Genomic DNA, 23,871 nt, shown 5'->3' with positions numbered 1-23,871 from the left:
TTAACTTATCGCTCCGCTCTGTTAGCGCAAAAAGACACGCCCTTTCAGATACAGGGTGGCCTGACCGGCGATCAGCACGCGATCGCCCTTCAGCTCGCAGCGCAGATCTCCGCCACGGTGTGACACCTGGCGGGCGTTGAGCGACGTTTTGCCCAACTTTTCGCTCCAGTAAGGGATCAGCATGCTGTGGGCAGATCCGGTGACCGGGTCTTCCGGCACCCCTTCGCCCGGGCAGAAGAAGCGGCTGACGAAGTCATATTCTTCTCCCGGCGCCGTCACGCAGACCATTTTATCCAGCGGAAGCAGCGCCCCAATATCCGGCGTTAACGCTTCCACCTGCTGCTGGCTCTCCAGCACCACCAGGTAATCACGTCCGACGCGCACCTCTTTTGCCTCTGTGATGCCCAGCGCGCTAAACAGCAGCGCAGGTGGGTTCTCGACAACCTCCGTTGACCACGCCGGGAAGTTCAGCGTCAGCCAGTCGCCGCTGCGTTTCACCGTCAGCTCGCCCACGAAGCGGGTGGTGAAGGTGATTTCAGTGTGCGGATAGTCGAGGTATTCGAAAATAACGTGCGATGCGGCAAGCGTAGCGTGACCGCAGAGGTTAATTTCATCCAGCGTGGTGAACCAGCGCAGCTCAAACCCGCTGTCGGTGCGCACGAAAAAGGCGGTTTCAGACTGGTTATGCTGCTGCGCCATTTTGAGCAGCGTCTCGTCAGGCAGCCACTCTTCCAGAGGACATACCGCTGCCGCGTTGCCGCCAAAGGTTTTGTCGCTGAAGGCATCCACCAGATAAAAATCAATTTCCTGCATTGTCTCTTCCTCTCTTGTTATGGGTATTTAGCGCAGAAAAACTGTGCCTTTCAGATAAAGTGAAGCCTGTCCGCTCATCAGCACGCGCGAGCCTTTCAGCTCACAGCGCACGTCGCCGCCGCGCGCGGAAACCTGACGGGCAAGCATGGCTGTTTTCCCCAGCTGTTCACCCCAGTACGGGATCAGCATCGTGTGCGCGGAGCCGGTGACCGGGTCTTCCGGAACGGAAACGCCGGGGGAGAAAAAGCGGCTGACAAAATCGTATTCCCCCTCACCGCGCGCCGTCACGCTCACCTTATGCTCGCCCGGCGTCATCGCCGAAAAGTGTGGCGCAAGCGCCTCGACCTGCTGGCGATTTTCCAGCACGATCAGCCATGCGCGCCCCTTACGGGCTTCAACGTAGCGGCTGATACCCAGCGCCGAGAGCATCTCCGGCGGAGGTGTCTCTTGATGGGTTGGACATGCCGGGAAGTCCAGCGTCATCCATTCCCCCTCCCGGGTTACCGTCAGGCGGCCAGAGGCGGTGTCAAAGTGGATCCGCGAGTCGGGGTAATCCAGTTCATTAAACAGGACGTACGCAGCGGCAAGGGTGGCGTGGCCGCAGAGATTGACCTCTGTAAGCGTGGTAAACCAGCGTAGCTCAATGCCCCCTTTAGTGCAGACGAAAAAAGCCGTTTCCGACTGATTATGCTGCTGCGCCATCTTCAGCAAGGTCTCATCGGGCAACCATTCCTTGAGCGGACAAACGGCAGCCGGGTTGCCGCCGAACGTGATATCGCTGAACGCATCGATCAGATAAAAATCAATCTCCTGCATTGTCTTACCGCCTGTTTTTATTGTGTTGTTCTTTTATATTCAATGAAAACAGCGTTCCCGGCTACCGCTTTCACAAGGTAAATTTTGAGATCTGCATCACATAATGGTTGAGTTTTCGCCGTTCAACGTTTTAAGATCGTCTCCTCTTCTTTTCAGCAACGAATCTCCGACATCCCTATGACAACGAACACAGTTTCCCGCAGGGTTGCGTGGCTACGCGTGGTCACGCTGGCCATTGCCGCGTTTATTTTTAACACCACAGAATTTGTTCCGGTTGGGCTGTTGTCTGACATCGCTGAAAGTTTTCAGATGGAAACGGCTCAGGTAGGCATTATGTTGACCATCTACGCCTGGGTAGTGGCGCTGATGTCCTTGCCGTTTATGCTGCTGACCAGCCAGATGGAGCGACGCAGGCTGTTGATCGGCCTGTTTGTCTTGTTCATCGCGAGCCACGTACTGTCGTTTATGGCGTGGAATTTTACGGTGCTGGTCATTAGCCGCATCGGCATTGCCTTTGCCCATGCGGTGTTCTGGTCGATCACCGCCTCGCTGGCTATTCGACTCGCACCGGCGGGTAAACGCGCCCAGGCGCTGAGCCTGATTGCCACCGGTACCGCACTGGCGATGGTGCTGGGTCTGCCGATTGGCCGCATCGTGGGGCAATACTTCGGCTGGCGTACCACCTTCTTCGCTATCGGCATGGGCGCGCTGGTGACGCTGGTGTGTCTGATTAAACTTCTGCCCGCGCTGCCGAGCGAACATTCCGGCTCGCTGAAAAGCCTGCCGCTGCTGATGCGTCGCCCTGCGCTGCTGAGCATCTACCTGCTGACCGCCATCGTCGTGACGGCACACTACACGGCGTACAGCTACATTGAACCGTTTGTGCAGGTGGTGGCGGGCTTTAGCGCCAACTTTGCCACCGTATTACTGCTGATCCTCGGCGGCGCGGGCATTATTGGCAGCGTGCTGTTCGGCAAGCTGGGTAACCGGCATGCCTCGACGCTGGTGAGCTGCGCTATTGCTCTGCTGCTGGCCTGCCTGCTGTTGCTGATGCCTGCCGCGGGCAGCGAAAGCCATCTGGCAATCCTCAGCCTGTTCTGGGGGGTGGCGATCATGATTATTGGTCTCGGCATGCAGGTGAAAGTCCTGGCCCTGGCACCGGATGCAACGGATGTCGCCATGTCGCTGTTCTCGGGGATTTTCAATCTCGGCATTGGCGCGGGTGCGCTGGTGGGAAATCAGGTCATACTGCACGTGTCGATGTCGGCGATTGGCTATCTGGGTGCCATTCCGGCACTGGTGGCGCTGATCTGGTCAGTGCTCATCTTCCGTAAGTGGCCGGTGGCGCTGGAGGAACAGGGGCAGCACGGGTAAGGTTTATTTATGCCGGGCAGCGCTGCGCCTACCCGGCAATCACATCAATGATAGGTCTTAATAATCTCCAGCACGCCGTTAATAATAAACTGCACGCCCATACAGACCAGTAAGAAGCCCATCAGACGAGAAATCGCCTCGATACCGCCCTTGCCCACCCAGCGCATAATGGCGCCGGAGCTGCGCAGCGACGCCCACACGATAACCCCGATAATCGCAAAAATCAGCGGCGGTGCCACCGTCAGGACCCAGTCCGGGAAGGTTGCGCTGTCGCGCACCGTCGACGCGGAGCTGATGATCATCGCGATGGTACCCGGCCCCGCCGTACTGGGCATGGCAATCGGCACAAAGGCGATATTCGCACTCGGTTCGGTTTCCAGCTCTTCCGATTTGCTGGTCGCTTCCGGCGACTCATGCGCTTTTTGCGCCGGGAATAACATGCGGAAACCAATGAAGGCCACAATCAGCCCACCGGCGATACGCAGGCCAGGGATGGAAATCCCGAAGGTATTCATCACCACCTGTCCGGCGTAATAAGCCACCATCATGATGGCAAACACATACACCGAGGCCATCATCGACTGATGGTTGCGCTCGGCGCTGTTCATGTTCCCTGCCAGCCCGAGGAACAGCGCTACCGTCGTTAACGGGTTAGCCAACGGCAGCAAGACCACCAGCCCAAGGCTGATTGCTTTTATTAAATCCAACATAGTGCGTTGTCGTCCTTATCCATATTTAACACAGCAATTATAGGGGGAAAGTGTGACATTCAGCCATGGGCGCAACGTAACGATTATTTTCCTTCTGAAAAGATAACAGGAAGTTATCTCTATGATTTGAAACACCTTAAAAAAAGTTCATGAAACGTTTTAGCAATTCGTGGCATCGGCTGATTCATTCAGTTGACTTATACTTGCCTGAGCAATAATATCTGCCGTGACTAACTACTTGCCAGGGCAACCATTGTGAAAAGCACCAGTGATATCTTTAACGACGTTGTTCCGCTGGGTCGTCTTATTCATATGGTCAATCAGAAAAAAGATCGCCTGCTCAATGACTACCTGTCACCGCTGGATATCACCGCAACACAGTTCAAAGTGCTGTGTTCCATTCGCTGCGAAGTGTGTATCACGCCGGTTGAGCTCAAAAAGGTGCTCTCTGTCGATCTGGGTGCGTTAACCCGCATGCTCGATCGTCTCGTCTGCAAAGGATGGATAGAACGAAGCCCTAACCCGAATGACAAACGCGGCGTACTGGTGAAGCTAACCAGCGATGGCGCGGCCATGTGCGAGAAATGTCATCAATTAGTAGGACAAACACTGCATCAGGAACTAACAAAAAACTTAACGGCAGATGAAGTGGCAACCCTTGAGCTTCTGCTGAAGAAAATCCTGCCGTAAACAGAAAAAAGAGGTATGACGATGTCCAGACGCAATACTGACGCTATCACCATTCATAGCATTTTGGACTGGATCGAGGATAACCTGGAATCGCCGCTCTCCCTTGAAAAAGTGTCAGAGCGTTCGGGTTACTCCAAATGGCACCTGCAACGGATGTTCAAAAAAGAGACCGGCCATTCATTAGGTCAATATATTCGCAGCCGCAAGCTGACGGAAATTGCCCAGAAACTAAAAGAAAGCAACGAGCCGATCCTTTATCTGGCGGAGCGTTACGGCTTTGAATCGCAGCAAACCCTGACGCGTACTTTCAAAAACTATTTTGACGTGCCGCCTCATAAGTACCGAATCACCAGCGTGCCGGGCGAATCCCGATACCTGTATCCGTTAAAACACTGTAGTTAATTATCGCCTGTAACAGACGTAACCGAGGAAATCATGAAAGCTATCGCCTCCGCCGCCCTCGCCTTGCTGGTGCTGTTCTCCAGCCAGACCTTCGCGGAGCAAACCCCTCGTGCAACGCAGCAAAATAATCCTGATTCGATGATTTTGCCGTCAGCACATGACCAGTCGCCTTATGATTTCAACCACATGGGTGCTGGTAGCGACAAATCCGACGAATTAGGCGTGCCTTATTATAATCAGCACGGCTTCTGATTCGTTTTTGCCCCGCAGACGCGGGGCTTTTTTTATGCCTTTTCGCTTACCCGCGTCGCCCGACGCACCCGCAGACCAAAGACGTTAATGTACAGCCCGGCCATGATCAGCACGGCGCCCAACAGCTGCAGCGCGCTCAGCGTTTCATCCAGCAATATCGCCGCACTGGCAAGTCCTACCACCGGCACCAGCAGGGATAACGGCGCGACGCGCCAGGTTTCATAACGCCCCAGCAGCGATCCCCAGATCCCGTAGCCCACAATGGTGGCGACAAAGGCCAGATAAACAAGAGAAAGGATCGTGGTCATATCAATGTCGACAAGGCTGTTCAGCATCACCGCCGGACCGTCGAGAATGCACGACGCCAGCAGAAACGGGATAACCGGGATCAGCGCACTCCACACCACCAGCGACATCACCGCCGGGCGCGCCTCGTGCTGCATGATCAGCTTGTTGAAGATATTCCCGCAGGCCCAGCTCAGCCCCGCCGCCAACGTCAGCATAAACCCGAGCAGCGCCACGTGCTGACCATTCAGGCTGGCCTCGATCAGCACCAGCACGCCGAACACCGCCAGGGTGATCCCCGCCAGCTGTTTGCCCTGCAGGCGCTCGCCAAACACAAACGCCCCGAGAATAATGGTAAAGAACGCCTGCGCCTGTAACACCAGCGAGGCAAGACCCGCCGGCATACCGAACTTGATGGCGCAAAAGAGAAACGCGAACTGGCCAAAGCTAATGGTCAGACCGTAGCCCAGCAGCAGTTTAAAGGGGATCTTTGGACGCGCCACAAAGAAGATGGCCGGAAAAGCGACCAGCATAAAGCGTAAACCGGCCAGCATCATCGGCGGCATGTTGTGCAGCCCCAGCTTAATGACCACAAAATTAAGCCCCCATACTACGACCACCAGCAAAGCCAGCAGCCCGTCTTTACGCGTCATACCCTGCCCCTGAATTATTAATAATTTGTTAACACTTCAAGGTAACAGAAAAAAGCACGCTGCGAGAAGATCATTAATTCTGGCAGGCAGCTGAAGCACTTAGGGATAAATCAGGCGCTATACAAGCCCCTTATGTCATGGTAATCCTGTTAACACACATCTAATAAAAGCATAAGCAACTGTCGGGCAGGAATATGAAACCATCTCTCAGGCGCTCAACCGCAGCGCTGCTGGCATCGTCATTGTTGTTAACCATCGGTAGAGGGGCAACGCTGCCGTTCATGACCATTTATCTCACGCGCGTCTACAGCATGAGCGTTGAGAATATTGGTTATGCCCTGACCGTGGCGCTGACCATTGGCGTGGTATTCAGCCTGGGATTTGGCATTCTGGCCGATAAGTTTGATAAAAAACGCTACATGCTGATCGCGATCGTGGCGTTTATCGCCGGCTTTGTGGCGATCCCGCTGGTCAATAACGTCACGCTGGTGGTGCTGTTCTTTGCGCTGATCAACTGCGCCTACTCCGTCTTTTCGACGGTGCTGAAAGCCTGGTTCTCCGACGTGCTCACCTCCAGCCAGAAGGCACGGGTCTTCTCGCTTAACTACAGTTTCCTGAACATTGGCTGGACGGTCGGCCCGCCGATTGGCACCCTGCTGGTGATGTATAGCCTGCAGCTGCCGTTCTGGCTGGCGGCCTTTTGCGCCGCCCTGCCGCTGGGCTTTATCCATTTCTTTGTACAGAAAAGCGTGGCGTTAGATACCGCAGAGGAGAAGACGCCGTGGCAGCCATCGGTATTGCTGAAAGACCGCGCGCTGTTCTGGTACACGCTCTCTGGCCTGCTGGCGTCGTACGTGGGCGGGTCGTTCGCGAGCTGTATTTCGCAATACGTTCTGGCCGCGCATGCGGACAGTGATTTCGCCGAAAAGGTGGTCGCCGTGGTGCTGCCCGTCAACGCCGCCGTGGTGGTGACGCTGCAATATGCGCTGGGCCGCAAGATCTCAGCCAGCAATATTCGCCCGCTGATGACCCTCGCCACCCTGTTTTTTATCCTGGGGCTGGGCGGTTTTATGCTCTCCGGGGAAAACCTTGTTTACTGGGGCATCGCTGCCGCCATTTTCACGCTGGGGGAGATTATCTATGCACCGGGTGAATACATGCTGATCGACAACATTGCCCCACCGGGTATGAAGGCGAGCTATTTCTCCGCCCAGGCGCTGGGCTGGCTCGGCGCGGCGGCAAACCCGATGATCACCGGTATTATCCTGACCAACCTGCCGCACTGGTCCTTGTTTGCGATCATGATGGTCGCCATCGTCATGGCCTGGCTGATGATTCTGCGTGGGATGAGCGTGAAGGCCTGGTGCGAGTCACCCAAAGCGGCGTAGCGAATGCAGGCCGGGTAAGGCGCAGCCGCCACCCGGCAAAAAAGCATCAGTGGTGCAACATCTCCTCCACCACCTGCTCTTTGTACATCTCATTCGGGTAATAGGTCGGCCAGTTATCCATCTCTTTCAGCAGTGCCTCGTGGGAGGTATTGCCCATGAAAATGTGGAAGTGCGAAGAGGCCTTCGGCCCGATGGTGTGGTCGCTGAACTGCACGAACTTCGGCGCCTTGCTAGCGGCGTCCTTACACTCAAACAGATAGCGAACGCCTTTCTTACCTGACGCGTAGGTCAGAATTTTGTAGCCGCTGTAATCATACTGACAGCGGCTGACCGCTTTGCCCTGATGGAATTCCATCACGTTATTTTCGATACCGATGGCATCCACGTCCGTCGCATAGCCCGTGCGGTAGTAGGCTTTCACCTCGTCAAAGGATTTGCTTTTATCCTTCTGCGCTTTCTGCTTAAAGACCGGATCCAGCGAACCATCGAGCAGGAACGGATAGACCGACTGCCAGGTCCCGTCCCAGTCAGACAATGCTCTGTCCTTCACGTCCTTATCCTCAAACACGCCGTTCGCCGCCTTCTGTTCCGCTTCGGTCATCTGATGGCCGTGCGAATGAGCAAACAGCTGGCCGCTGACCAGCAGCGCCCCCAGAGTCATGGCAAATTTTCCAATATGTGCAGCCAAGATAACATCCTCATTCCGTTTTATAAGAATGAGGATGTTATAATATAACATTTCAGATCGCAACCAGGCCGCGAACGCCCTCCTGCTCCATGTTTTCACCCCGCCCGCGCTGAATAATCGTGCCGCGCGACATCAGCAGATAGCTGTCGGCCAGCTCGGCGGCAAAGTCGTAAAACTGCTCCACCAGCAGGATCGCCATGTCGCCTCTGCTTGCCAGAGTACGGATCACGTGGCCGATCTCTTTAATAACGGAAGGCTGTATGCCTTCGGTCGGTTCATCCAGGATCAGCAGCTGCGGACGGCTCGCCAGCGCGCGACCAATCGCCAGCTGCTGCTGTTGCCCGCCGGAGAGATCGCCCCCGCGACGATGCTTCATCTCTTTGAGCACCGGGAACAGCTGCCAGATCTCCTCCGGCACCTGCTTCGCCTCGCGTGCGGAAAATCGCGACAGCCCCATCAGGAGATTTTCCTCTACGCTCAGGCGCGGGAAAATCTCTCGGCCCTGCGGGACATACGCCACGCCAGACTGCACCCGCTGGTGCGGTTTGCTATGGGTGATCGTTTTTCCCTGCCAGATAACCTCCCCGGTTTTGGCCGGGATCAGCCCCATCAGACACTTCAGCAGCGTGGTTTTCCCTACGCCGTTGCGCCCCAGCAGGCAGGTGACTTCGCCGGTTACGGCCTCAAAGCTGACGCCGCGCAGGATATGGCTGCCGCCGTAATATTGATTCAGTTCATTAACCTGTAACATCATCGCTCCTTAACGTCCCAGATAGACCTCAATCACCTGCTCGTTGGCCTGCACCTCGCGAAGTGAACCTTCCGCCAGCACCCGCCCCTGATGCAGCACCGTCACGCGATCGGCGATGGTTTCGACAAAGCCCATATCGTGCTCAACAACCATCAGGGAATGCTTGCCTGCCAGCGTTTTGAACAGCTCTGCGGTGTATTCGGTTTCCGCGTCGGTCATCCCGGCTGCGGGTTCATCCAGCAGCAGAAGATGCGTGTCCTGCACCAGCAGCATGCCGATCTCCAGAAACTGCTTTTGTCCATGGGAAAGCAGCCCGGCGCGGCGGTCGCGCTCGGCGGTCAGCCGCAGTAAAACCAGCATCTCATCGATCCGGTCGCGCTGCGCGCCGTTGAGTTTTGCCCGCAGGCTCGCCCAGACGGACTTATCGCTTTTCATCGCGATCTCCAGGTTTTCCCACACCGTCAGCGCCTCAAAGACCGTGGGCTTCTGGAATTTACGCCCGATGCCCTGGCGGGCGATGGCCGCAGGCTCCAGCGCTGTCAGGTCGATGGACTGGTCGTAAATCGCCCTGCCGCTCTCTGGACGCGTTTTGCCGGTGATGACGTCCATCAGCGTCGTTTTACCGGCCCCGTTGGGACCGATCACGCAGCGCAGCTCGCCCACGCCGATATTCAGCGAGAGATCGGTCAGGGCCTGAAAGCCATCAAAATTAACGTTAATGGATTCAAGCTGAAGTACAGGATCAGTCTGGTCCCGGTAGCGATCGCCGGGCAGCTGGCGGGTGAATAACCCTTCGGCTGGCTGCATTATTTTTCTCCCTTACGAAACAGTCCGTAGACTCCGCGCGGTAAAAACAGCGTAACGGCGATAAAAATCAGCCCCAGAAACAGCTGCCAGTATTCCGGCATCGCGACGGTGAAGAAACTTTTCGCCCCGTTAACCAGCGCCGCGCCAATCACCGGCCCCACCAGCGTGCCGCGCCCGCCAAGCGCCACCCAGATGGCGGCCTCTATCGAGTTCGTCGGCGACATTTCGCCCGGGTTGATAATGCCCACCTGCGGCACATAGAGCGCCCCCGCCAGACCGCACAGTACGGCAGAGAGCGTCCACACCAGCAGCTTGAACCCGCGCGGATCGTAGCCGCAAAACGTCAGGCGATTTTCGGCGTCGCGAACGGCGGTCAGAATGCGGCCAAACTTGCTCTTCGCCAGCGCAAATCCGCAGCCCAGGGCCAGGAGCAGCAACAGCACGGTCGCCAGAAACAGCGCGATACGGGTGGTCGTTTCCGTTACTGAAAACCCGAGCAGCGTGGTGAAGCCGGTAAAGCCGTTATTGCCGCCAAAGCCGGTTTCGTTGCGAAAGAACAACAGCATCCCGGCATAGGTCAGCGCCTGGGTCATAATCGAAAAATAGACCCCTTTGATCTTCGAGCGGAAGGCGAACCAGCCAAACACCAGCGCCAGCAGCCCCGGCACCAGCACAATTAGCACCAGCGCCCAGGTAAAATGCTGGGTTCCCCACCAGAACCACGGCAGCTCGCTCCAGGAAAGAAACGACATAAACGCGGGCAGACCGTCACCCGCGGCCTGGCGCATCAGGTACATGCCCATCGCGTAGCCGCCCAGGGCGAAAAAGATGCCGTGCCCGAGAGAGAGCATCCCGGCGTAGCCCCATACCAGATCCAGCGCCACCGCAACGATGGCATAGCAGAGGATCTTGCCAGTCAGCGTCAGCATCCAGGTTGACAGCGCCAGCGGATGCGTCGCAGGCAGTAAGGCGAAAAACGGCAATATCAGCAAGCACACCACCAGCAGGCTGCCTGCAATATACGTAGTGCGTGGCGCTTTGCGCGCCAGCGTTAAGGTCAGCGGCTGGCTCATCAGTCAATCACCCTCCCTTTCAGCGCAAACAGCCCCTGCGGGCGTTTTTGAATAAACAGCACGATCGCCACCAGAATCACGATCTTGCCCAGCACCGCCCCCATCTGTGGTTCAAGGATTTTATTAAAGATCCCCAGACCAAACGCCGCGGCCACGCTGCCAGCCAGCTGGCCTACGCCTCCGAGCACCACCACAAGGAAGGAGTCGATGATATAGCCCTGGCCCAGCTCCGGCCCTACGTTACCGAGCTGCGATAACGCCACGCCGCCTAAACCCGCAATCCCGGAGCCAAGCCCGAACGCCAGCATATCGACGCGCCCTGTCGGTACCCCGCAGCAGGCGGCCATGCTGCGGTTTTGCGTCACCGCCCGCACGTTGAGCCCCAGACGGGTTTTATTCAGAATGAGCCAGGTAAAGAACAGCACCAGCAGCACGAAGCCCAGCACCACAATGCGGTTCCACGGCAGCGTCAGGTTGGCAAAAACCTGCACCCCGCCGGAGAGCCAGGCCGGGTTCGCCACCTCGAGGTTCTGGGCGCCAAAGGTCATGCGCACCAGCTGGATGAGCATCAGGCTGATGCCCCACGTCGCCAGCAGCGTTTCCAGCGGACGACCGTACAGATGACGGATCACCGTGCGCTCCAGCACCATTCCAATGCCCGCCGTCAGGCAGAACGCGACCGGCAAGGCGATAACGGGATAGAGCGCCAGCCACTGGGGCGCAAGCCCGGCCATCACCTGCTGCACCATCCAGGTGGCATATGCCCCCAGCATCAGCATCTCGCCGTGCGCCATATTAATGACGCCCAGCAGGCCGTAGGTGATAGCCAGCCCCAGCGCGGCCAGCAGCAGCACCGACCCGAGGGAGAGCCCCATAAACGCCTGGCCCAGCAGATCGCCCCACATCAGCCGATGCTGGATCTGGCTAAGACTCTCTCCTGCGGCCGCGCGCACGCCGCCATCCGGCTCAGTGTCAGGCTGGGTAAACGGAGTGAGCCTCGACTGTACGTCCGGATCGTCGGACTGACCTAATAGTTCGACGGCCTTGCGGCGCACCTCTGCCTGCGGGCTTGCCAGCTGGAGGTTCGCGACCGCCAGCAGCAGCGCCTGACGCGCCACGGCGTCCGTTTCATCGTTCACACGTTTTTCCAGAAAAGCGAGCATACCGGGCTGGGCATCGCGCTGCAGCTGACGCGCAGCCGCCCGCCTCTCGGTGACACTGTCACTCACCAGCTGATGGGTGGCGATGGCGGTCGCAGCCAGCACGCGCAGCCGGTTCGTCAGACGAACGGCTTTGGTTGGCGCTTCTGCCGCACGGGCGTCCCCAAGCGACACCATTTGCCCGTTACGCTGCGCAAAGGCGTGCTTTTGACTGTCGGCATACAGGTTTTCCTTCTGCAGGGACTGAAGCAGCGGAAGCCTGGCGGCATCCGGCGCGGCGGCCCACTGCGTCAACAAATCCGCCTGCTGGCTGCGGCTGGCGGCAACAAAAAGATCGGCATCCGATGCCTGCACCATCCCTGGCAGCAGTCCGGAAAGCCATACAATAGCGATGAACATGCGCATGGCGTTCATGACGTTTCTCCCTGCGGTAATGGCTTAGTTGCTGGCGGTTTTCATCGGCTGGTCGGGCTTTTTGTCATTTCCGGCGATGAACGGGCTCCACGGCTGGGCGCGTACCGGCTGTTCCGTCTGCCATACCACGTTGAACTGGCCGTTACCTTCGATTTCACCGATCATGACCGGCTTATGCAGATGATGGTTGGTGGCATCCATGGTAAGCGTAAAGCCTGACGGCGCCTTAAAGGACTGACCGGCCATCGCCGCACGGACTTTATCCACGTCGGTAGTCCCCGCTTTTTCCACCGCCTGCGCCCACATATGGATGCCCACATAGGTAGCTTCCATCGGGTCGTTGGTCACCACGGTATCGGCGTTCGGCAGCTTGTGCGCCTTCGCATAGGCTTTGTAATCCGCGACGAAGGCCTGGTTGGTCGGGTTATCGACGGACTCAAAGTAGTTCCAGGCCGCCAGGTTACCCACCAGCGGTTTAGTGTCGATCCCGCGCAGCTCTTCTTCGCCGACGGAGAACGCCACCACCGGCACGTCGGTCGCCTTCAGACCCTGGTTCGCCAGCTCTTTGTAGAACGGCACGTTGGAGTCGCCGTTGATGGTCGACACCACGGCGGTTTTGCCGCCCGCGGAGAATTTCTTGATGTTGGCGACGATGGTCTGGTAGTCGCTATGGCCGAACGGGGTGTAAACCTCTTCGATATCCTTATCCTCCACCCCTTTCGAATGCAGGAACGCGCGCAGGATCTTGTTGGTGGTGCGCGGATAAACGTAGTCAGTACCCAGCAGGAAGAAGCGTTTCGCCGCGCCGCCGTCTTCGCTCATCAGGTATTCAACCGCCGGGATGGCCTGCTGGTTCGGCGCCGCGCCGGTATAGAACACGTTTGGCGACATTTCCTCGCCTTCATACTGCACCGGATAGAACAGCAGGCCGTTCAGCTCCTCAAAGACCGGCAGTACGGATTTGCGCGAAACCGAGGTCCAGCAGCCGAATACCACCGCCACTTTATCCTGGCTCAGCAGCTGTCGGGCCTTCTCGGCAAACAGCGGCCAGTTTGAGGCCGGATCCACCACTACCGGCTCCAGTTTCTTGCCCAGCACGCCGCCTTTGGCGTTGATCTCATCGATGGTCATCAGGGCGACATCTTTAAGCGGGGTCTCGGAGATAGCCATCGTGCCGGAAAGAGAATGCATGATCCCCACTTTGATGGTATCGGCCGCCTGCACGCCAAAACTCATTCCCATCGCCACGACGGACGCGGATAACGCAAAGGCTTTTAATAAGGTACGACGGTGCATATTTTCACTCCTGAAAAAGAACGCTGTGCGAAAACGTCCGTTACGGCGTGGACGCTGAAATAAATGTGTCAGCGAAGCAGGAGCAAAAAGAATGCCAGAATGGAGATAGCGCTATTTCCGGGAGGGGAGCGCAGGATGTAAAGAGAACGTCTCAGAATGGCACAGCGCTGCACTTTTATAATGCAGCGCTGAGGAGGAAGGTTTTACCAGACTTCGCTGGCGATCTGCGTCACCAGCCGGACTTTTTCCCACTGCTGGGTTTCGCTCAGGCTGTTGCCCTCTTCGGTCGAGGCAAAGCCGCACTGCGGGCTGAGGCAAATTTGCTCTTTCGCCACGTATTTCGCCGCCTCTTCCAGACGGGCTTTGATTCCCTCCGGATTCTCCAGCTCGCCGTTTTTCGTGGTGATAAGACCCAGCACCACCTGCTGCTTGCCCGGGCGAACAAAGCGCAATGGCGCGAAATCCCCGCTGCGGTCGTTATCGTATTCCAGGAAGAAGGCATCAACGTTGACCGTTCCGAACAGCACTTCCGCCACCGGCTCGTAGCCGCCTTCGGAAATCCAGGTGGAGCGGAAGTTACCGCGGCAGACGTGCAGCCCGATGGTCAGATCGTCCGGCTTGCCCTCCAGCGCCTTGTTCAGGACGCGGGCATAGATACGTGCAAGCTCATCGGCATCGTCGCCGCGCTCGCGGATCTGACGACGCTGATCGTCCGAACAGAGGTAGGCCCATACGGTATCGTCCAGCTGCAGGTAACGGCAGCCTGCATCATAGAATGCGCGAATCGCGTCGCGCCAGGTGGTCGCCAGATCGTCGAAATAGACGTTCAGGTCCGGATACACCGTCGCATCAATGTCTTTGCGACCGCCGCGGAAATGCAGCACGCTCGGGCTGGGAATGGTCATTTTTGGCTGGGCGTTACCGCTGATGCTTTTCAGATAGCGGAAATCGTCCAGCATCGGGTGCTCGCCAAAGCCCAGTTTGCCGGTGACGCGCACGCCGTGGGCTTTGGTTTGCACGCCGTTAAACTGGATGCCCTGCTGCGAATCGTAACGCTCAACGCCCTGCAGACCGTCGAAGAAGTCGAAGTGCCACCAGGCACGGCGAAACTCACCGTCGGTCACGACATGCAGGCCGCACGCGCACTGCTGCTCAACGACGTGGCGAATGGCTTCGTCCTCCACCGCGCGAAGCTGTCTCGCGTCAATCTCGCCGCTGGCAAATTGCAGGCGAGCCTGCTTGATGGCATCCGGACGTAAAAAACTGCCGACTACGTCGGCGCGGTACGGGGCGTGGTGTCGTTGCATGGAAATCTCCTCAGTCTGCCGGCAATAATTGCCCGCAGTGATAATTCATTATTTGAACTTTTAGACTTCTGGATGTCTAAATGTCCAAAAACAATGTCATACCTCCCCGGTGCCGGCAAACGAGAAAATTTCACGGGTGTTGAAAAAAATTCATCTTCACAGCGCGGCAGTGGTTTCGCTGCTTGCAAACGCGTAGCGTTCATCTTCCCAGCCGGTGACCCCACCGAGCATGATTTTGACCGGCAGCCCGAGACGCGCCAGCTTCAGCGCGGCTCTGTCCGCGCCGTTACAGTGCGGCCCCGCGCAGTAGACGACGAACAGCGTCCCTTCAGGCCATTGGGCCATGCGCTCAGCGGTCATCTGGCTCCACGGCATATGCAGAGCGCCCGGCACATGGCGACGGGCAAACTGCTCCGGGCTCCCCACCACGTGCAGCAAAACAAAGTCCTGCTCATTATTGGCGATGGCGTGATGCACATCGGCGCAGTCTGTTTCTACGCTCAGGCGACGCAGAAAATGGGTGACGGCTTCCTGCGGCTCGGCAGCCGGAAATTCAGTAACATAGCTCATGATCCTTCCTCATCTTTGGCGTTTGTGTTAACACTACTCTATCCAGAAATTCAGCACGTGAATGCGCTCGCTTATGCCAGAAAACAGCAAAAAGATGACAAACTTAAGACAAATTGCCCGCCCGCAGGTGGTGGTGCTGGCCTATGACGGCCTGTGTACCTTTGAGTTTGGCGTAGCGGTGGAGATCTTCGGTCTGCCACGTCCCGAGCTGGGCGATGAATGGTATCGTTTTGCGGTGGCGAGCGTGGATAGCGGTGAACTTCGGGCAACAGGCGGGATCCGTATCGTCACCGATGGGGATTTAAGCCTGCTTGCGTCTGCGGACCTGATTGTGGTTCCCGGCTGGCGTGGGCTGAACTCGCCGGTTCCGGACGCGCTCTGCAACGCATTACGTCAGGCCAGCGCGCGAGGATGCCAGCTGCTGTCCATCTGTTCGGGCGTATTTGTGCTGGCCGCTACGGGGCTGCTCAACGGGCGCAAAGCCACGACGCACTGGCGCTACATTGAGACGCTTAAAGCCCGATACCCTGACATCGACGTGGTCGAGGATGTGCTCTACCAGGACGAAGGCGATATCCTGACTTCTGCAGGCAGCGCGGCGGGGATCGATCTCTGCCTTCACGTTGTACGAAGGGATTATGGAATGGAAACCGCTAACAGCGTGGCGCGGCGGCTGGTCATTCCTCCTCACCGGGATGGCTCTCAGCCGCAACAGCTGAGCCGCCCGGTGGCGCAGCTGCGGGAAAGCCAGCGCCTCGGCCAGCTGTTTGATTTTCTGCACACGCATCTTACCGAGCCGCACAGCGTCGACTCGCTGGCGCGTCGTGTCGGTATGAGTCAGCGCACGTTTCTTCGTCGCTTCGAGGCGGCAACAGGAACGACGCCTGCCCGCTGGTTACTCAATGAGCGCCTGCTGCGGGCGAAAGATTATCTGGAAAGCAGTCGTTTAAGTATCGACAGCATCGCGGAACAGACCGGGTTTGGCCAGGCATCGACGCTCCGTCATCACTTTCGCCAGCAGTTCGCGATTTCCCCGGCCCAGTACCGCAAACAATTTTCTCATTCCGCTACAGCCCGCTGAGGCGTCAGTCTTTTGGTTTCGCAGGAATACGGGGAACCTTATGGTCACCACACACGTTTTTATCGCAACCAGTCTTGATGGTTACATCGCCCGACACAATGATGATATCGACTGGCTGCTGCAGCGCGATGATCCGACTGAAGATCATGGCTATGCGGCGTTCATCGCTGACAAAGAGTGGATAGTGATGGGCCGAGGCAGCTATGAGAAAGTGCTGACCTTTGACGCATGGCCTTATGACCGGCCCGTGCTGGTGCTCTCCAGACAGCTGGCCGACACGCCCGTGCCCGACGCGCTGAAGGGAAAAGTACAATTTTCAGGGTGCACGCCAAAGGAGGTGCTCGACTACCTGGCGTTGCAGAACGTCCATCGCGTCTATCTCGATGGCGGGCAGGTGATACAGTCGTTCCTGCGAGAAGGACTGGTGGCCGATATGGTGATCACAACCGTTCCTGTCCTGCTCGGTTCGGGAAAATCGCTGTTTGGTGCCCTGCCAGAGGATATCGATTTGACGCTGGTATCCAGCCGCCGCTTCCCTTCGGGTCTGGTACAGTCGCACTATCGACTGCTGTCATAAAACGACGGTAAACACTGCGCAAAAAAAACCGCCAAAAAATGGCGGTAAATGCTTGCATGGATAGATTTGTATTTTGGTCTCTACGTCCCGACACTCCATGGCCGGGCTGCGGATCCCATACAACCTAACACCCGTTGTCTTAACAAAGGTTAAACAGTCTTATTAACCTGCATGAGTATTGATCTGCAAATAACGCATAAGGCCCTGTTCAGCGCTCTGTTTTGCGTCATCATTTATGGCTTCAAGATAAAATGACCGCGCCACTCCATAAGGTGCTTTATCAGAGGGGTACGCCGCAAACTGGAATGTTTTTCCTATCGTCTGCTGGGTGCAGTCTAATTCCCAACGCACATCGTTAATTTTTTTACTGTTACAGGTTACGGCTCCATAATCGCTGGTCAAATAGGAACCAACGCGAATTTCTGCTGATTGTATATATTCTGGTTTGTTATCACCAGCATAACGAATCCCTGCAACGGCCCCAACAGCAACCGCCAGAAGCGCAAGCGCAATTATTTTTTTCATTTATTAATGACCCGTTCCTTAGCCAGAGATTAACTATTATATAAGATTTATCCTTAATGCAAATATCCGATTATGGACTAGAAATGGCAATTTACAAACATTCATGACTTTTTAGGAAATGTCCTGGACAATTTTCCGGACACACAATATTTGACAATCTCTTTTCACGAGTTTGAATTATTAAATAATAACACTAAAAAATAATCGGCATGATTACCCCGCAATGTCATTCGGCGGCGATCTCATGATTAAAAAAGGCTTATCTCTCGTCATGCTTATCTGTGCACTCTTTTCAGGCCAGCTTATGGCCGGGCACAAAGGACACGAATATTTATGGGTCAAGAATGTGGCGCATCAGCTTCGTCATGAAGCCGACAGCGATGAGTTACGAAGCGCTGCGGAAGAGTCGGCGGAGGGTTTGCGCGAACACCACCTGTGGCAGAAATCGCGCAAACCGGATACCCACGTTCGGTAATTAACTGCCCTTGCGTTTAGGCAGAGTTTTCATCAGATCGTCCGGACTGACGGACGCCACAATACTGCCCGGCTGCGGCATTTTGAAGATGTGGTTTTTCATCTTGCCAATCACATGCATTTCGCAAGGACGGCAGTCGAACTTGAGAGTCAGAACTTCATCACCGTTTACAAGCAGCATGGGGGTTGCCTTCCAGCTCTTAATATTCCCTTTCGCCTGCTTAGGGCAAAGGTTAAACGCAAAGCGCAGGCAGTGCTTGGTGATCATCACCGGCACATCGCCCTTCTCTTCATGCGCTTCATAAGCCGCGTCGATCAGCTGCACGCCGTGGCGATGATAGAATTCACGCGCTTTATGGTTATAAACGTTGGCCAGGAAGGATAAATGTGTCTCCGGGTATATGGGTGCAGGTACGGCTTCCGCTTTACGGCTAGCGCGCGGATACTGCGCCAGGCGCGCGGCATCCAGCATCTCTGCCGTTTCACGACGGAACTGGTTAAGCAGGCTGTTCGGCACGAACAGGGCATCCGGCAGACTGACCTCAACGTTGCGGGCGTAGTAAATCGTCTGGCCAAGCTTCGCCACCCCATCCTTCAGGCTGTTGAGCGCTTTTTCCGCGTTGTTTGCCACCTCGAACAGGCCATCGAGCGTATGCGTTACGCTGATGCCGTCTTCACAGGTCATGGTCAGAATCAGCTGCTCTTCCCAACCGCCCAGCTCAATGTCCACAGCGATACGACGTTCGCTGGAGGTTTTCAGCAGCGCCTGCTGCCAGTTATGATCGAGGTTACGGTTAAGCGCCGCGTTCGGCCGCGCCTTGTAGAGATCGGCGGGCATTTCATTCGGCCAGACGCGGTAGCGGTTCTCGCCGGTTTTCTCGACCGTGTTGGCGCGGAAGCCTACGACCTCACGCTTAATCATCACGTTAAGGCCATCGCCGTTCGCCAGCGGTTCCGTCACCTGGACATCAAGGTGATCTTTCGCCACTTTCAGCACTTCACCCACCGGTAAACCGATAAACTTCGGTGAGTCAAACGCGCCGATATCCCCTTTACGGGCATTAACGAAATAGTCCGTGCTGCCGCGGTGGAACGTTTTGTCCGTCGACGGAACGAAGAAATGCTCGGTGCGACCGGCGGACGCGCGCGCCAGATCGCCGCGATCCTCAATAATGGCGTCGAGCATCTGGCGATAGTGCGCGGTGATGTTCTTCACGTAGCTCATATCTTTGTAGCGCCCTTCAATCTTGAAGGAACGCACGCCCGCGTCGATCAGCGCGCCCAGGTTGGCCGTCTGATCGTTATCCTTCATGGAGAGCAGGTGTTTTTCGAACGCCACGACGCGGCCCTGATCGTCTTTCAAGGTATACGGCAGACGGCAGGCCTGAGAGCAGTCGCCGCGGTTGGCGCTGCGGCCCGTCTGCGCGTGGGAAATATTGCACTGACCGGAATAGGCGACGCACAGCGCGCCGTGGATAAAGAATTCAATCGTCGCGTCTGTCGCCTGGTGAATATCGCGGATCTGATTCAGGTTCAGCTCACGCGCCAGAACGATCTGCGAAAAGCCGACGTCAGAGAGAAACTTCGCCTTCTCTACCGTGCGGATATCACACTGGGTACTGGCATGCAGTTCAATGGGGGGAATATCCAGTTCCAGCACGCCCATATCCTGAACAATCAGGGCATCCACCCCGGCCTGGTAGAGATCGGTAATCAGACGTTGCGCAGGCTCCAGCTCATCATCATGAAGAATGGTGTTCAGGGTCACGAACACTTTCGCCCCGAAACGGTGGGCGAACGGCACCAGTTCAGCAATATCGCTCAGGCTGTTGCTGGCGTTATGGCGGGCACCGAAGCCTGGGCCACCAATGTAGACGGCATCTGCGCCATGAAGGATCGCTTCACGGGCAATGGCGGCGTCGCGGGCCGGGCTTAAAAGTTCAAGATGATGGGATTGCAGGCGCATACTTCGTCGTTATCCGTTATGGTCAAAATGGCGGCTATTGTAGTCAGAAGTATGCGTCAGCGAAACAGTTTTGCGTAGCGTCAGCGGGGATAATGAATCAGGGAGTGAAAATGCACCGTCCGGTCGCTGCTGTTGCGGTAGGCGTGCGGTTTATCGCCTGCGAAACGGATGCCCGAATCGGCAGAAATCGTCTGCCATTTGCCGCCAAGCTTCATCTCCAGCTCGCCGCTTACTACGACGACATGTTCTATTACCCCGGCCTCATGCGGCGTGGATTCGCTCAGCGCGCCGGGTGCCAGCGTGATGGAGAAATAATCAAACCCGAGCGTCTCGTCCCACGGAAAGAGCGGCTTGACGACCATCGCCTGCTGCTGGGGGTCAAATACCGCCTGCCGGTCCGCCTCTGGGGTGATGAACGCGGAAAACGGCACGTTCAGCCCGGTGGCAATTTTCCACAGCGTCGACACCGTCGGGCTGGATTCATTGCGCTCGATTTGCCCGAGCATGGCTTTTGACACGCCGGTCTCGTCCGCGAGCTTCGACAAACTCCAGCCGCGCGCCTGGCGCAGCGTTTTCAGCGTTGTTGCAAGGTGTAGTGTGATATCCATGTTCCCTCCTGGTGACGATCAGCATACCACTTGTACGCTATAGCGCACAGTGCTACCTTACTCCGGACGTTATAACGCACAATGGAGTTTTCATGCGCCCTTCCTCTCACTTTATTCCGGTCGCACTGGCTGGATTTGTCGCCGTTCTGGTCGGTTACGCCAGCTCGGCCGCCATCATCTGGCAGGCCGCCGCCGCGGCAGGCGCCAGCGCACAGCAGATTGCGGGCTGGATGACCGCGCTGGGAACTGGAATGGGCGTCAGCACGCTGGCGCTTTCCTGGTGGTACAAAGCGCCCGTACTGACCGCCTGGTCGACGCCCGGCGCGGCGCTGCTCGCCACCAGCCTGCACGGGATCACGCTGGCAGAAACCATCGGCGTGTTCATCTTTGCTAACGCGCTTATTTTGCTCTGCGGCATTACCGGGCTCTTCGCCCGTCTGATGAAGCTGATCCCTCATTCGCTTGCTGCCGCCATGCTGGCAGGGGTATTGCTGCAGTTTGGCCTCCACGCGTTTGCGCATCTTGAGGGGCACTTTCTGCTGTGCGGCAGCATGATTGCGGCGTGGCTAATCGCAAAAGCGCTGTCGCCGCGCTATGCCATCGTGGTCACGCTGCTGGTGGGCGGGATTGTGGCATGGGCGGCAGGTGACGTTGTCACGGATAAACTCACCCTTTCTCTGGTAATGCCCGAATTTATTGCACCCGCCTTCACCTTCACCAGCCTGGTGAGTATTGGCTTGCCCTTCTTCCTCGTGACCATGGCATCGCAAAACGCGCCGGGGTTCGCCACGATGAAAGCCTCCGGTTACCCGCTGGCGGTCTCACCGCTCATCATCGTCACGGGAGGGCTGGCGCTGCTGTTTTCTCCGTTTGGCGTCTTTTCCATCTGCATTGCGGCTATAACCGCCGCCATTTGTCAAAGCCCGGATGCACACCCGGATGCGGGTAAACGCTGGCTGGCGGCCATCGCTGCGGGAGGGTTTTACCTGCTGGCGGGAATTTTCGGGGGCTCCATTACCGGGCTGATGGCCGCGCTGCCGCTCAGCTGGATCCAAACGCTGGCCGGTCTGGCGCTGCTGGGCACCATCAGCGGGAGTTTATATCAGGCGTTGAATCATGAAGCGGAGCGCGACGCGGCTATCGTCACGTTTCTGATGACCGCAAGCGGCGTGACAATCCTGGGCATCGGTTCGGCATTCTGGGGACTGGTGCTGGGCGGGATGTGCTACGCCCTGTTTTCACGCACTCGCCGCACGTAGCTGCGAAGGCGTCATGCCCGTCGCGCTGCGAAAGCGGTTGCTGAAGTGGCTGGCGGAGTTGAACCCGCAGGCAAGCGCGATGTCCGTCAGCGGCGTCGTCGTATGCTGGACGAGGGCCTTAGCTTTATCCATTCGCCTCTGCATCACGTACTGATGCGGCGCCAGCCCCGTCGACTGGCGGAACATGCGGGCAAAGTGGTATTCGCTGAGCGCGGCCTGCGCCGCCAGCTCGGCCAGCGTCAGGGGCTGGCCCAGGTTCTCTTCAATAAAGGCCAGCACGTTGCGCAGCACGAATGGCGATAGCCCTCCGGTGACGACCGGCAGCTTCCACTGCACGTTAGAGTAGTTTTGCAGCAGATGGGTCAGCAGCAGCGTGGAGGCTGTGCTCAGGGTGAGCTGGTTGGCGTGCTGCTGCCAGTCACAGCCGAGCAAAAACTGCCGATACAGCGCGGTGATCTTCGGATCGCTACCAAAAATGCGCTCGTCCAGGGTCAGCGAAAGCGGGCGCTTGTCCCAGATTTTTTCCCCCACGTCGCGCAGGTGTTCATCGGTGCAGTAGAGATGCACAAACGAAAGGTCATCGCGGATATCCCACGTCGATTCGCTCTCTTTGGGCATCAGACAGAAACGGTCCGGCCCCCCGCCGTTCTTCCAGCCGCCCGGCGTTTTTTGATAGCTTTCGTAGCCGTCCGCCACGTACAGGCTGAGGGTATGGTGGTTACTTTTCACCGTAATCGTATCGTGCTTGTTGTACCACGCTGCCAGCTGAATACCCGAATTCAGCGAGACGGTTTCCCGCAGGACTGCATTCTGTTGGCAAAGCGTTTCAAAGGTATCGTAAGCGTGAGACATAACCGTTAGCGCATAATTGATGGGAATATCAGTCTAAGAAGAGTTGCCCCCCGTTGCCAGTCCCGCCGGAAGAAAAAAGCGCAAGATTTTGCAAGTCACCCGCAACCCGGTGAAAGCCCGTCGCGAGTTTCAGCGCCATACTGCGGGCTTCCGCGGTTTGAGAAGAGAGAACTATGAACGCATTATTATATGGACTCGTGGTCATTATCTGGGGAACCACCTGGATTGCGATTTTCCTGCAGCAGGGCCCCGTCGCGGCGCCGGTGTCGATTTTCTGGCGCTTCGCCGTCGCCAGCCTCACGATGATGGCGGTGTTAATCGCCCTGCGCCGCCTGCGCAAGCTGGCGCTGCGGGATCACCTTTTTTGCCTGCTTCAGGGATGCTGCGTTTTCTGCTTTAACTTCTGGTGTTTTTACACCGCAGCCTCGCACATTAATACCGGGCTGGAGTCGGTGATCTTCTCCATGGCCGTGCTCTATAACGCCATCAACAGCTTTATTTTCTTCGGGCAGCGTCCGCCAGCGCGCTTCTGGACGGCGGCGGCGCTGGGCCTGATCGGGATCGTCACCCTCTTCTGGGACGATCTGCTGGCCAGCGGCTGGAGCGCATCGCTCCTGACCGGGATTGGCCTCTCCGCGCTCGGCACCTACGGCTTCTCGCTGGGCAATATGATCAGCATGCGCCATCAGCGCAGAGGCCTGGAAACCATGACCACCAACGCCTGGGCGATGCTCTACGGCACGCTGGTGATGGGCTGCATTGCGCTGTTCAGAGGCGATAGCTTCGCGCCAGAGTGGACCATCAGCTACATTGGCGCGCTGCTCTATCTGGCTGTATTTGGTTCGGTGATTGCCTTTGGCGCCTACTTCACGCTGGTGGGACGCATTGGCCCGGGCAAAGCGGCCTACAGTACGCTGCTCTTCCCGCTGGTGGCGCTGTCCATCTCTACGGTGTATGAAGGCTACGTCTGGCATATCAACGGTATCGTGGGGTTATTGCTGATTCTGGGGGGAAATATGGTGATGTTTACCAAACCAGAAACCTGGTTCAGACGCATACGAATGGCGTAAATAAAAAGGC

The 23,871-nt window shown here is 57.1% G+C and carries 26 protein-coding genes; 10 read left to right on the top strand and 16 right to left on the bottom strand.

The window, feature by feature from the left end:
* Window positions 1-21: 21 nt before the first annotated feature.
* Together ELK40_RS11325 and ELK40_RS11320 are read right to left on the bottom strand one after the other, a co-directional pair.
* Entirely contained in the window at window positions 22-813 is a 792-nt protein-coding gene (locus ELK40_RS11325; RefSeq protein WP_127730863.1) for a PhzF family phenazine biosynthesis protein, read from the bottom strand.
* 27 nt (window positions 814-840) lie between these two features.
* Window positions 841-1,629: a PhzF family phenazine biosynthesis protein gene (locus tag ELK40_RS11320; RefSeq protein WP_127730861.1), complete on the bottom strand. Its 789-nt coding sequence runs from the start codon at window positions 1,627-1,629 to the stop codon at window positions 841-843.
* A gap of 177 nt (window positions 1,630-1,806) precedes the next feature.
* Between ELK40_RS11320 and ELK40_RS11315 the strand changes: the two genes are divergently transcribed.
* Window positions 1,807-3,003: a sugar transporter gene (locus ELK40_RS11315; RefSeq protein ID WP_127730859.1), complete on the top strand. Its 1,197-nt coding sequence runs from the start codon at window positions 1,807-1,809 to the stop codon at window positions 3,001-3,003.
* 44 nt (window positions 3,004-3,047) lie between these two features.
* Here the strand turns inward: ELK40_RS11315 and ELK40_RS11310 are convergent, their stop codons facing one another.
* Window positions 3,048-3,713 carry a MarC family NAAT transporter gene (locus ELK40_RS11310; protein ID WP_023335699.1) on the bottom strand — a complete coding sequence of 222 codons (666 nt, stop codon included), beginning with the start codon at window positions 3,711-3,713 and terminating at the stop codon, window positions 3,048-3,050.
* A 255-nt stretch (window positions 3,714-3,968) separates the two neighbouring features.
* Between ELK40_RS11310 and marR the strand changes: the two genes are divergently transcribed.
* The 3 genes from marR to marB are packed head-to-tail and all read left to right on the top strand — an operon-like array spanning window position 3,969 to window position 5,057.
* Window positions 3,969-4,403, top strand: a complete 435-nt coding sequence (gene marR / locus ELK40_RS11305; RefSeq protein WP_111964608.1) for a multiple antibiotic resistance transcriptional regulator MarR — start codon at window positions 3,969-3,971, stop codon at window positions 4,401-4,403.
* 21 nt (window positions 4,404-4,424) lie between these two features.
* The gene (gene marA / locus ELK40_RS11300; protein WP_008502237.1) at window positions 4,425-4,805 is read left to right on the top strand and encodes an MDR efflux pump AcrAB transcriptional activator MarA; all 381 of its coding nucleotides are present in this window, start codon (window positions 4,425-4,427) and stop codon (window positions 4,803-4,805) included.
* A gap of 33 nt (window positions 4,806-4,838) precedes the next feature.
* Window positions 4,839-5,057 carry a multiple antibiotic resistance protein MarB gene (gene marB / locus ELK40_RS11295; protein WP_115875048.1) on the top strand — a complete coding sequence of 73 codons (219 nt, stop codon included), beginning with the start codon at window positions 4,839-4,841 and terminating at the stop codon, window positions 5,055-5,057.
* A 32-nt stretch (window positions 5,058-5,089) separates the two neighbouring features.
* Here the strand turns inward: marB and eamA are convergent, their stop codons facing one another.
* A complete protein-coding gene (gene eamA / locus ELK40_RS11290; RefSeq protein ID WP_127730857.1) occupies window positions 5,090-5,995 on the bottom strand; it encodes an O-acetylserine/cysteine exporter in 906 nt (301 codons plus the stop codon).
* A 194-nt stretch (window positions 5,996-6,189) separates the two neighbouring features.
* Here eamA and ydeE point away from each other — a divergent pair, with 194 nt between their 5' ends.
* Window positions 6,190-7,383 carry an efflux MFS transporter YdeE gene (gene ydeE / locus ELK40_RS11285; protein ID WP_127730855.1) on the top strand — a complete coding sequence of 398 codons (1,194 nt, stop codon included), beginning with the start codon at window positions 6,190-6,192 and terminating at the stop codon, window positions 7,381-7,383.
* A 46-nt stretch (window positions 7,384-7,429) separates the two neighbouring features.
* Here ydeE and zinT read toward each other — a convergent pair whose 3' ends face one another.
* From zinT to ELK40_RS11245, 8 genes are all read right to left on the bottom strand, one after another.
* Entirely contained in the window at window positions 7,430-8,071 is a 642-nt protein-coding gene (zinT, locus tag ELK40_RS11280; protein WP_127730853.1) for a metal-binding protein ZinT, read from the bottom strand.
* A 52-nt stretch (window positions 8,072-8,123) separates the two neighbouring features.
* Window positions 8,124-8,822 (bottom strand): urea ABC transporter ATP-binding subunit UrtE, encoded by a 699-nt coding sequence (gene urtE / locus ELK40_RS11275; protein WP_111964612.1) that lies wholly within the window; start codon window positions 8,820-8,822, stop codon window positions 8,124-8,126.
* 9 nt (window positions 8,823-8,831) lie between these two features.
* Window positions 8,832-9,629 carry an urea ABC transporter ATP-binding protein UrtD gene (urtD, locus tag ELK40_RS11270; RefSeq protein ID WP_127730851.1) on the bottom strand — a complete coding sequence of 266 codons (798 nt, stop codon included), beginning with the start codon at window positions 9,627-9,629 and terminating at the stop codon, window positions 8,832-8,834.
* Entirely contained in the window at window positions 9,629-10,702 is a 1,074-nt protein-coding gene (gene urtC / locus ELK40_RS11265; RefSeq protein ID WP_127730849.1) for an urea ABC transporter permease subunit UrtC, read from the bottom strand. Before urtC ends, urtD begins: the two co-directional genes overlap by 1 nt.
* The gene (gene urtB / locus ELK40_RS11260) at window positions 10,702-12,276 is read right to left on the bottom strand and encodes an urea ABC transporter permease subunit UrtB (protein WP_127730847.1); all 1,575 of its coding nucleotides are present in this window, start codon (window positions 12,274-12,276) and stop codon (window positions 10,702-10,704) included. Before urtB ends, urtC begins: the two co-directional genes overlap by 1 nt.
* A gap of 24 nt (window positions 12,277-12,300) precedes the next feature.
* Entirely contained in the window at window positions 12,301-13,572 is a 1,272-nt protein-coding gene (gene urtA, locus ELK40_RS11255; RefSeq protein WP_047958573.1) for an urea ABC transporter substrate-binding protein, read from the bottom strand.
* 203 nt (window positions 13,573-13,775) lie between these two features.
* Entirely contained in the window at window positions 13,776-14,879 is a 1,104-nt protein-coding gene (locus ELK40_RS11250) for a cobalamin-independent methionine synthase II family protein (RefSeq protein WP_127730846.1), read from the bottom strand.
* A 156-nt stretch (window positions 14,880-15,035) separates the two neighbouring features.
* Window positions 15,036-15,449, bottom strand: coding sequence for a rhodanese-like domain-containing protein (locus ELK40_RS11245; protein WP_127730844.1), 414 nt, complete (start codon window positions 15,447-15,449; stop codon window positions 15,036-15,038).
* Window positions 15,450-15,522: 73 nt separating this feature from the next.
* On the opposite strand from ELK40_RS11245, the gene ftrA reads away from it, so the two are divergent.
* The gene (gene ftrA / locus ELK40_RS11240; protein ID WP_127730842.1) at window positions 15,523-16,530 is read left to right on the top strand and encodes a transcriptional regulator FtrA; all 1,008 of its coding nucleotides are present in this window, start codon (window positions 15,523-15,525) and stop codon (window positions 16,528-16,530) included.
* 40 nt (window positions 16,531-16,570) lie between these two features.
* Entirely contained in the window at window positions 16,571-17,107 is a 537-nt protein-coding gene (locus tag ELK40_RS11235) for a dihydrofolate reductase family protein (protein ID WP_127730840.1), read from the top strand.
* Between the two features lie 162 nt (window positions 17,108-17,269).
* Here ELK40_RS11235 and ELK40_RS11230 read toward each other — a convergent pair whose 3' ends face one another.
* Window positions 17,270-17,632 (bottom strand): hypothetical protein, encoded by a 363-nt coding sequence (locus ELK40_RS11230; RefSeq protein ID WP_115875040.1) that lies wholly within the window; start codon window positions 17,630-17,632, stop codon window positions 17,270-17,272.
* Window positions 17,633-17,876: 244 nt separating this feature from the next.
* Here ELK40_RS11230 and ELK40_RS11225 point away from each other — a divergent pair, with 244 nt between their 5' ends.
* The gene (locus ELK40_RS11225) at window positions 17,877-18,107 is read left to right on the top strand and encodes a DUF2554 family protein (protein ID WP_115876065.1); all 231 of its coding nucleotides are present in this window, start codon (window positions 17,877-17,879) and stop codon (window positions 18,105-18,107) included.
* Here ELK40_RS11225 and ELK40_RS11220 read toward each other — a convergent pair whose 3' ends face one another.
* Both ELK40_RS11220 and ELK40_RS11215 read right to left on the bottom strand, forming a co-directional pair.
* The gene (locus ELK40_RS11220) at window positions 18,108-20,072 is read right to left on the bottom strand and encodes a U32 family peptidase (RefSeq protein WP_127730838.1); all 1,965 of its coding nucleotides are present in this window, start codon (window positions 20,070-20,072) and stop codon (window positions 18,108-18,110) included.
* Window positions 20,073-20,152: 80 nt separating this feature from the next.
* Window positions 20,153-20,680, bottom strand: a complete 528-nt coding sequence (locus ELK40_RS11215) for an XRE family transcriptional regulator (protein ID WP_111964622.1) — start codon at window positions 20,678-20,680, stop codon at window positions 20,153-20,155.
* A 92-nt stretch (window positions 20,681-20,772) separates the two neighbouring features.
* On the opposite strand from ELK40_RS11215, the gene ELK40_RS11210 reads away from it, so the two are divergent.
* A complete protein-coding gene (locus ELK40_RS11210) occupies window positions 20,773-21,939 on the top strand; it encodes a benzoate/H(+) symporter BenE family transporter (RefSeq protein ID WP_127730836.1) in 1,167 nt (388 codons plus the stop codon).
* Here ELK40_RS11210 and ELK40_RS11205 read toward each other — a convergent pair.
* Entirely contained in the window at window positions 21,919-22,791 is an 873-nt protein-coding gene (locus tag ELK40_RS11205; RefSeq protein ID WP_111964624.1) for a response regulator transcription factor, read from the bottom strand. The two genes, ELK40_RS11210 and ELK40_RS11205, sit on opposite strands and share 21 nt — an antisense overlap.
* Before the next feature lie 173 nt (window positions 22,792-22,964).
* Between ELK40_RS11205 and ELK40_RS11200 the strand changes: the two genes are divergently transcribed.
* On the top strand, window positions 22,965-23,861 hold the full coding sequence (locus ELK40_RS11200; protein ID WP_127730834.1) for an EamA family transporter: 897 nt from the start codon (window positions 22,965-22,967) through the stop codon (window positions 23,859-23,861).
* The last annotated feature ends 10 nt before the right edge of the window (window positions 23,862-23,871 follow it).

This window comes from Enterobacter sp. N18-03635 (genome assembly GCF_004006055.1).
GTDB lineage: Bacteria > Pseudomonadota > Gammaproteobacteria > Enterobacterales > Enterobacteriaceae > Enterobacter > Enterobacter vonholyi.
The sequence above is the reverse complement of the archived record's forward strand: the minus strand, read 5'-3'. Positions and strand labels throughout refer to the sequence as shown.